The following is a 7,244-nucleotide window of genomic DNA, read 5'->3' as shown; positions in this document are numbered from 1 at the left end:
ATTCCATTGTAATCTACTTTATTTGAGTAGTAGTGTGTATCTGTAAATTTTGTATATGCTTTTTCTGTTGATTTAGCAGGTATTGTTGTTGCTTTAGTTTCATCAAATGCATTTATATCATTACCTTCCATGATTTGAAGTGCACCAACTTTATCAGAAGTCGCAAACCACGCTAAGTTCAAGTTTGTTTCATTTTCTCCAACATTTAATGCAACATCTTTAATTGCATCACTTGCTGGAAGTGTATCTTCTGTTGGATTGATATTGAATTCTAGTAATTCAAACATAGCATCTACATCTTCTGGATTTGCTGTATGAAGTTCAACTGCAATTGTGATATCCATGAATGTATTTCCATACGCATCTGTCTCTGGTTCATCAAGTTCCATGATATCCATCTTCCATTGCTCATCATAACCTTCTTTGTATGTGCCTGGAATATAACCAGCACCTAGACTTGATACATCTTCAATAATGAATTCTTCTTCGATATAACCATCAACTTTTTCTTGACATCCATATTCCATATTTTGCTTATAGTTACTTGTAGGAATATTAAAGAAGTTTGCAATTGGCTTTCCATTCAAATACATAATCATCGCATCATTATAACGGACTTTCCCACTAATCGCATACGTGTTATCTACTTGTTTTTGTGTTAAGCGGAATGTATGACGTAAAAAGTATGTACTATATGTTGTACCATCATCATTTGTCTTCAACACTTGTCCACTTCCATCATCTGTAGTTGTGAATTTCTTTCCTTGGTATGAAGGCCAATCCACATCATCAAATTCCATGTCGACTCCATAATCCAGCCAACCAATTGGATACGCCCATCCATTTTTCTTATTCCATGTTTCGTAATACGTTCCTACATTTGGATCCGTATTATCATCCAAGTATTTCCATTCCATCGTATCGCTAGCAACATTATAATTCACTAATTTTTCTTCTGGCTCACTTACTATATCATCTTGATGGGATGTAAATACATCTGTAAATCCAGCAGCCCCAAACAATGTGAAGCAAGCAAGAATTGTAATTCCTATTTTTCTAAACATAATATCTCCTTTTCTTACACGATTCAATTTTGCATTTCTACTTAGTTTTCCTTCTTTTCACCTCCAGCTCCCTAAACAAAAAGAAAACTCAAACCACATAGAAAAAGTTCTATATGATTTGAGTCTGCCTGGTTTCAGTAACATACTCACTCTCTCACTCTATCCGCGAGTGAAAGCGTTTTCTTTTTATAGTTTCATTATATCGGTCAAAAGTACTTTGTCAATACACATTTCAACTTATACACGTTCTTCCTTTGACTTATATTCAAGATACCGTAGAAATAGCATATTGGAAATCAAGAAGAAATGTCCTGTAATGCTATACTCAATATCGTAATATCCAGTTGGAAAATCACTTGATGTAAAGGTGATTGCATAATCTGCATGTTTTTCAAGATAACTTTCACCATCACGGCATACACCAAGTACAGGAATATGCATACGATTTAAATACTTTAATAGATTAATCATTGTGCTGTTATTTCCTTGATATGATGCAACAATGAAGAAATCTTGTGCATCTACATACGTAAGCAGGGTGTCTAATTCATGATCCCCTTCAATTACATGAATGATTTTTTGACGGTATGCAAATTCTCGTTTCAATTCCATTGCAAAATTATACTGCACAGTTCCTGTAGCAAAGACAAATATTCGGTTGGCTTTATCAAGTTTCTCTAAACATTCATGTAAATCCATATCCTTCAATTGATACATGGTACGTTCTAATTCTTGAATGGACTGATCAATGATTGCAACATCAAATTTTGATTCATCATCTAGTTCCATCTTGATGCGAAACTTCAATTCACTATACCCTTCCAGTCCTAGTTTTTTGGTAAAACTCAAAATTCTTGTATGCGATAAATTACATACTTGGGCAAGTTCCAATACACTCATTTTTTTACATTGACGTTTATGATGATAAATATACTGCCAAATGTATAAATCCGTTTCATTGAGTTCTTCATATTTTTGACGAACGAGTTCTTCTAATCGAATCATTGACACTCACCTTCTTTCATTTGCATGTAACACATCAACAAATAATCGATAAGGATGTAATAATTCACTAAGGATTCATATCTTGCACCACAAGGATTATCCACATTTACAGGTTCTACAAATAAGCAATGCTCTGCAATATGCGTCAATGAATTATCTTTATTTACACTTATGGAAATCATTGGAATATTATTGATTTTTAGTTGTCTAGCAAACTCTAGCATTCGTATTGTTTCCCCAGAATACGTAATGATTAAGACTAGATCTGTCGGCTGAAGTACTTGTAAGAATGCATCTTTATCCATGTGATCATCAATGTGAAAAAATAGTTTCTTTACATTGAGAAATGAGCGTTTTAATTCCTTTGCTACACTACTTTGTACATTCCCTGTACTAAATACATATAGATTTCTTGCCTTTGCAATAGCATCTACAATCGGTTTAAAGTTCACCGTTTTTAAATACCCTGTGTAATTTGCATATGCTTGAAACACTTGTTGTTGGCGGTCTGCATGTTCTTGCTCTTTTACTAATTCTTGTGCAAGAAGCACCTTAAATTCACTGTATCCTTTACATCCAATTTTCTTAGCAAATCGTAAAATTGTTGTACGTGATACATTACAACGTTTTGCTAGTTCCTCAATTGAGACATGAACACAGTCTTTTTGATTTTTTGAGATGATCTGCCAAATGTATAAATCATTCTCATTTAAGTTTTGGTAATTCGCATTTACTCGTTCGAATAGTTTCATTTGCTTTCCTCTATAACTTAACTTTACCCCACTCAAACTTACTTGTCTACTCTTGCGAAAATAAGTGCCAACGATTGCTGGCACTTATCTTACTTGTATTCAAGTATTACATCTTCATTTGCTTTCACTGCTTTTGAATAGTATCTCTGAACTTGATGTTGATTATCATCGACAATGACTAACATAATGATATCCTTAAGTCCATGTTCTTTAAAGTACGCTAAATCAAAACTAATCAGTGGTTGTCCAGCTTTAACATGATCTTGAATATGCACATGCCGTTTAAACACATCCTTTTTGCATGCAAAGGTATCAAGTCCAATATGAATTAACATCTCTACACCATCAGCGTTAATAAAGCCAATTGCATGAGAGCTTTCATCATTAGCAAGTGTGATACGTGCATCACATGGAGCAACTACACAACCACTGGACGGTTGTATTGCAATTCCATCACCCATCATCTTTTGTGAAAACACATCATCAGGTACATGCTCTAATTCTACACTTTCGCCATCCACAAACGCGTAGAGTTCTTTGTTTTTCTTTTTAAAAAACATTATTTAAGTTCTGGCCAATACTCTTTATTTGCTTCAATTAAGTCATCTAGGATTAATTTGGCAACGCGTGCACTTGGTACTGTTTTTGAAAGTGTAATTGCTTGCCATAGTTTTTGGTATGATCCTTCAATCCAAGCAGCAACTGTTAACTTTTCAACAGATACTTGTTGCTCCATCAATCCTTTTTGGAATTGTGGGATGGCTCCTTGCACAATTCTTTCATATCCATTACTTCCAACAATACATGGTACTTCTACCATTGCTGTACGATCAAAGTTTTCAATTGTTCCTTCATTAGGTACAATCAACAACATTTTCTCTTTTGTGTTTTTTGCAATTGCACAAGCTAAGTCTACAATATATGTAGCATGTGCATCCGGTTCAAATGGTGAACCTTTTGCAGTGCCTGCTTCAATGATGTTATTGCAAACTTCAAAGATATGTTTTTCTCTGTGTTCCATAACTTCATTGGCACGTGTGTGTTCTGGATTTGCATGTTCAACAACATAGTCAGGGAATAAGTAATATTTCAAATATGTATTTGGAATGGTTTCTGGATCGAGTGCATATACATCTTTTGCTTTAGCAAATGTGTCCATCCATGAATTTTCAACATGTTGATCCGTTTGACTAATTGCACCAGCAAATCCATTTTCTGCCATCTTTTTACGAATGATTGGCATTAAATCATTTCCTTCATTGTCATAAATCTTGTGCCACCAACCAAAGTGGTTTAGCCCATAATATTGCGTATCTAATTGTTTACGACTTTTTAATCCAACCATGTCTGCCATTTTTTCTTCAAGATCGACTGGCATATCACAAATATTTAGAATTTTTGAATCTGGACGTAAACGTCTTGTTGCTTCTGCAACAATAGCTGCAGGATTTGAGTAGTTTAGCATCCATGCATTTGGTGAATACTTTTCCATATAATCGATTAGTTCAATAATTCCACCAATTGAACGCATTCCATATGCGATACCACCTGGACCACAAGTTTCTTGTCCAACAACTCCATATTTTAATGGAATTTTTTCGTCTTTTTCACGCATTGCATATTTTCCAACACGAATGTGTGCCATACAGAAATCTACATCTGTAAAAGCTTCTTCTGGATCAGTTGTGTAGCTAAACTCAATCTCTGGAGCATTTTCTTTAATGTATATTTCACATGCCTTTGCGATGGTTTCTTGACGCTTACCATCATTGTCATAAAACTTAATTTTACGAATTGGAAAACGGTCTTGTTCCTCAAGCAACATTAACGCAATTCCTGGTGTAAAGGTACTTCCTCCACCGGCCACTACTATTGAATACTTTTTCATGTGTTTTTCCCTCCTCTACATGATTTGCATAGATGCATAGAAACATAGAATACTAAGTGCCATAATTGCAACATTAGGTATCATGTAAGACCATGCATGTCGTATCGTTTCAAATACTTGTGTTCTTGTCCAAGATGATTTATATAAACGGTATGTTTGAAATGCTAGAAATCCTAATACACAAACATAGAATATATTTCCTAGTAGCATTTGTGCTACCATCAATATCATCAAACTAAAGATCACAATATTTGTATCTTTTGTCTCTATTTGTTTTTTGAAATACTGTAGTTGATACGCTACAAATGGATTGATGATTGCTACTAAAAAGGAAATAGCAACCGCAGGATCTTGTTGCAACAATGCTTGCAAGTCCATTTGCGAACCAATCAATTTATACGAAACTTGAATATAGAACATGATAGGTGTCACACAAAGAAGTATTTGTGCTAACGTATACCATTTCTTTAACTTTTTAGTTTTCATCATATTGTCCTTTCTTATGCAGCTAGTAATTTTTCAAAGTCATCACGAACGGATGCAACTGTTAACCCAATAATTACTTGCATTGATTTTCCTTTCGCTGCTAATCCATGTGTTCCAATTTGTTTGAAATACTTATCGTCTTTTACAATTGTTTCATCTTTTACGGTGACACGAAGACGTGTCACACAGTTTGTAACATCTTCAATATTTTCCGCACCACCAAGTCCTTCTAATATCATTTCAACATATGCCAAATCGTTACCTGAAGAAGTGCGCATTCCTTTTTTCTCTCTGAATTCTTTCTTTGAGTAGAATTTTACATCTTCATCTTCATCAATTTCTCTTCCTGGTGTTGCGAAGTTAAATTTTAAAATCAATGTTCTAAATACAATGAAGTAAATTCCTGTAAAGGCAATTCCAATTGCAAATTGAATCAAATACGTTGACCAGTGTGAACTCATTAATGGAATCCAGTTTAAGGCAGCACATTCAATTGCTCCTCCTGAGAAGATTCCAACAACTCCAGCCATATATGCCACTGTTGCAAGGGTTGCTGCTAAGATACAGTGCACAACATATAGTGCAGGTGCAATAAACAAGAATGTAAATTCAATCGGCTCAGTAACACCACACATAACAGCTGTTAAGGTAATTGGTATTAATAATCCAAGTACACGTTTTTTCTTTTCAGATTTTGCAGTTGCATAGAATGCTAAAGCAATACCTGGACAACCAAACATCTTTGACATTCCTGTAAGTGTGAATCCAAATTGTGGTGCAAGTGATTTTAATGATTCGCTTGATGCTGCCAATGTTGGTAACATGTTTGCCCAAGCAGAATACATACCACCAGTAACTACTGCATTATCATAGAAGAATGGTGAGTACAGTAAGTGGTGTAGCCCAAATGGAATCAGTAATCTTTCTAAGAAAATAAATACCCAAACTCCAAAGTTACCTGTTGTAACCACAAATCCTTGGAATGCAGTCATTGCACCTTGAACCATTGGCCATAACCATGCAGATATTATTGCTACTGGAATCATCACAAAGAAACCAATCATAACAACGAATGTTGATCCATTAAATGTTCCTAACCATTCTGGAAGTTTTGTATCGTAGAAACGGTTGTGAATATAAATCACGATTCCAGAAATCATTAGTGCACCAATCATTCCCATATCTAATGTTTTAATGTTAGCGATCATCGTTAATCCGCTAGTTCCACCTACATCTTGGCTAAAGTCTACACCAAATGTTGAACCCCATTGCGCAAGAATTGTACTTAAGAAATAATGGAATGTTAGAAATAATACGAGTGCTTCCATACATGCACGTGCATTTTGTTTTTTAGCAAGTCCAATTGGTAAGCTTACCGCAAATAGTAATGGAAGTTGGTTAAATACTGTCCATCCTCCTTGTAAAATGATATTCCAACACTGATACCATATGTGTGTTGGTGCTGCCATTCCACCCATAATCGCTTCTGTCGTAAACAATGTACCAACTCCAATACAGATTCCCGCAAACGCGAAAAGCAGTACCGGCGTGAACATCGCTCCTCCAAATCTTTGTATTTTTTGCATCATATCGTTTACCCCCTTTTAAAACAATCGTAACTGATATTGCTTGATACACTCACATCATAACATTGGAATTTTGAAGCACAATACTTTGCGATTCTTTGGGAACAAATACACAATTTCATACATATGAATATATCCTGTGATTTTTCACAAAGCCTTTAAAATAGGCGTAATATTCACTTTTTAAGGATACACATAAAAAAAGACCAAGTGCATATTTTCTTGCATTTGGTCGATTTATTTTATTTCTTCCCGATGATTTTTATTCTTGCACAGGTACCTTTTTTGTTTTCGCACTTAAGATATATGCACCAAGCAATGATGTAAATGGTACAGTCAATACAATCCCAATACTTCCTGCTAATGCTTGTGCTATCTCTAGTGCAACATAGTCCATGTTAAGTATTTGGTTTGCATTTACACTGTATGCCATAAATAAAATCATTGTCGCAAAGGAACTTCC

General features: G+C 34.9%; 8 protein-coding genes. All 8 read right to left on the bottom strand.

The features are described from left to right. Positions 1–1,064, bottom strand: a 1,064-nt coding sequence (locus EDD63_RS11130; RefSeq protein ID WP_134171388.1) for a hypothetical protein, incomplete at its 3' end; no start/stop codon positions are given. A gap of 237 nt (positions 1,065–1,301) precedes the next feature. Next, the gene (locus EDD63_RS11125) at positions 1,302–2,069 is read right to left on the bottom strand and encodes a MurR/RpiR family transcriptional regulator (protein ID WP_134171387.1); all 768 of its coding nucleotides are present in this window, start codon (positions 2,067–2,069) and stop codon (positions 1,302–1,304) included. After that, positions 2,066–2,821: a MurR/RpiR family transcriptional regulator gene (locus EDD63_RS11120; protein WP_134171386.1), complete on the bottom strand. Its 756-nt coding sequence runs from the start codon at positions 2,819–2,821 to the stop codon at positions 2,066–2,068. Before EDD63_RS11120 ends, EDD63_RS11125 begins: the two co-directional genes overlap by 4 nt. A gap of 89 nt (positions 2,822–2,910) precedes the next feature. Then, positions 2,911–3,381 (bottom strand): PTS sugar transporter subunit IIA, encoded by a 471-nt coding sequence (locus EDD63_RS11115; RefSeq protein ID WP_134171385.1) that lies wholly within the window; start codon positions 3,379–3,381, stop codon positions 2,911–2,913. After that, a complete protein-coding gene (locus EDD63_RS11110) occupies positions 3,381–4,709 on the bottom strand; it encodes a 6-phospho-alpha-glucosidase (protein WP_134171384.1) in 1,329 nt (442 codons plus the stop codon). The genes EDD63_RS11115 and EDD63_RS11110 overlap by 1 nt, the downstream gene beginning before the upstream one ends. Before the next feature lie 15 nt (positions 4,710–4,724). Beyond that, a complete protein-coding gene (locus tag EDD63_RS11105; RefSeq protein ID WP_134171383.1) occupies positions 4,725–5,198 on the bottom strand; it encodes a hypothetical protein in 474 nt (157 codons plus the stop codon). Between the two features lie 11 nt (positions 5,199–5,209). Then, positions 5,210–6,784: an alpha-glucoside-specific PTS transporter subunit IIBC gene (locus tag EDD63_RS11100; RefSeq protein ID WP_134171382.1), complete on the bottom strand. Its 1,575-nt coding sequence runs from the start codon at positions 6,782–6,784 to the stop codon at positions 5,210–5,212. Positions 6,785–7,043: 259 nt separating this feature from the next. Further along, positions 7,044–7,244, bottom strand: a 201-nt coding sequence (locus tag EDD63_RS11095) for a YibE/F family protein (RefSeq protein ID WP_166667638.1), incomplete at its 5' end; no start/stop codon positions are given.

The organism is Breznakia blatticola (assembly GCF_004365815.1).
GTDB classification, from domain to species: domain Bacteria; phylum Bacillota_I; class Bacilli_A; order Erysipelotrichales; family Erysipelotrichaceae; genus Breznakia; species Breznakia blatticola.
This window is presented reverse-complemented; position numbering and strand designations above follow the sequence as displayed.